General features: G+C 41.5%; 2 protein-coding genes. Both read right to left on the bottom strand.

All coding sequences use genetic code 11. The annotated features are described in order from the left end of the window. A partial coding sequence (locus H5202_RS20695) for a diguanylate cyclase domain-containing protein (protein ID WP_182773721.1) occupies positions 1–1,766 on the bottom strand: 1,766 nt, incomplete at its 3' end. Beyond that, entirely contained in the window at positions 1,756–2,412 is a 657-nt protein-coding gene (locus H5202_RS20690; RefSeq protein WP_182773720.1) for a methylamine utilization protein, read from the bottom strand. The genes H5202_RS20690 and H5202_RS20695, both read right to left, overlap by 11 nt. Between the last annotated feature and the right edge of the window lie 2 nt (positions 2,413–2,414).

Raw genomic sequence — 2,414 nt, 5'->3', positions numbered from 1 at the left:
GCAAGCTGCTTAATGGTGGTATTTAATACCCAGTCGCTGATCATCGAAATATTACCTGAATTTTCCGCTAAGCGAATAAATTCATCCGGCGGGATAAACCCTAATTCAGGGTGCTGCCAACGGATCAGGGTTTCTGCACCATGGCAATGATTGGTCTGAATATTCACTTTAGGTTGAAACACCAAATGTAACTGACCTTGCGTTAAGGCAATCGGTAAATCACGGATAATCATTAACTCACGTAAATAGCGTTCATCTTCGCCTTGTTGATAAGTGGCAATGCCTAATGATTCCACTCGGGCTTGATTTAATGCAATTTCGGCATGGCGAATTAACGTGTCGATGTCATTACAGTCGTAGTCACTGGATAAATCAACAATACCTACCCGCACATTGACACTTATTTTTGAACCCTGAATAGAAAATGGATGGGTTAATTGGCGTAGATAGTTATCAAGCTTTTCAAGCGGAATACTCGGTTGAAATAGCAACAAGAACGAGTCGCCATCCAAGCGCGATATTAATTGGGCTGTTGGGGATAAGCTTTCTAAGCGACTGGCAAACAACACCAACAGGTCGTCGGCATTGGCAAATCCAATAATGTTGTTTAAGTGGCGAAAGTTTTTAATGTCGATCATCACTAAACTGCCGTGCATTTTACTCAGCAGCATACTGAGTTGTTGTTTTGCAGCCAAGCGATTATATAAACCCGTGAGGTTATCGTGTTGTGATTGATAAACTAAATCGTTTTCGCGCGATTCAATATTTTCACGCATTATCGATAAGGTGTTGGCTAATACTTGTAATTCAGCGGGTGCACCTTTAATCGGCGGAGGGTTTTCACCTTGGCCGACTTTGCTAGCAAAATTAACTAACGCATAAATGGGTTTGGTCAATCCGCCAGAAAACCAGGCGGCAACCATAAACGCTAGAAAACACGTAATCGCGAATATAATTAACATGTTATTACGCAGGGCATCGTAATTTTGCTGCCACTTAACATTTGACTGATGTAATACAGCCCACTGATGACCGCTATTTTTATCTAACGCGATGGTAGTAGATAAATAATCTGATGGTATGTCATCACTGACTTTATCCACTGTTTTTGCTAGTAGGTTAATACGCGCTAAAACATCTTGTTGTTGAGCTTGTGCTAGGGTCGAGACTATTTCAATTCTGCCGGCTGACTGGTTGATAAAACTGATATCAATTCCGGTAATGGTTTTGGCTTGGTTTGCGACATTCTTGTCCATGGTAAAGCCCATGCCGACCCACGCTATTAATGTAGGCGCCTTGACGGGTTGCAACACAAATTGGTAGCTACTGTGGTCATAATTAAAAACTTCGAACGTGGTTGAACGGTTTTTGGTTAATGCAAATAACTCATCAATATTGGCTGCAGTGAGACCTTGTAAGCTTGATGACAGTAATTGTCCCTTTGGAGATAATAAAATAGCTGCATCGGCATTTATACGTCTGCCATGGTTGGCTAACACTGACGATATAGTGTCTTGTTCGCCAGTCGCCACCGCGCGCTTAAAACCAAAGTCAGCACTGAGTAACGACAAACTTTGGTTTAGTTGATCGCTTCGATTCGACAACATTTCAACAAAAATATTGGAACCAATATTAAGGTTTTGAGTTTGTTGTTGGCGAAAATCTCGCTGAGTTGCACTTAATACAAACAACGCAGTAGTTAACTGCATTAACGTCAGTATTAATAGGAAAGCTATTATCAGCCGGTTGCGAAAACTAGTTGGCATGTTGTCCCGTGGTATCGCTTGTTTGAGGGTAACTACCAAAGCCACTAGGTGGCGATGATGGTTTAGCTTGGTGTTCAACATCAATACTAAGCGTTAATTGATTATCGTCATTACTTAGCACGGCCAAAGATGAAGGTTTTGCAGTAATTTGCCAAGGATGCCAAATGTTGATTTGGTATTCGCCGGCAGGTAAATCTGTTAATTGGATTTTACCTTGTGCATCACTCACCGCAAAGTAAGGACTGCTGGCTACATAAATAAAGGCCTGCATGTAATCATGAATATTGCAGCCAATGGCAACTAAACCAGGTTTATCAAATGCAATAGGGTCTTCAGTGGTGCCTACATACAATTTTAACTCAAATTGTTTAGCTTCAGAAAAGGAATAAACATGGTGCCGAGTACGATCTAAATTAGGAAAATCAACATTGGCACCTTGTGGCACAGCCAATACAAAAGGTGAGAACACTCGATTTTGTTGGCGCATTTCGTAATGTGATAAAGTTGACACCGTTGCTTTAGCTGGTGACATAGAGATTAACTCTACTACGCTATCGCTGAGCATCACGCCTTGAGCGTCGGTAACATTAACCGTCAGAGTCGCCGCAGAAACTGCCGCTGAAAAAAAATAAGTTAAACAGAGCAAAT

This window comes from Shewanella sp. SG41-4 (assembly GCF_014164505.1).
GTDB lineage: Bacteria > Pseudomonadota > Gammaproteobacteria > Enterobacterales > Shewanellaceae > Shewanella.
Note: the sequence above shows the minus strand (reverse complement) of the source record. Positions and strands in the feature narration are given on the sequence as shown.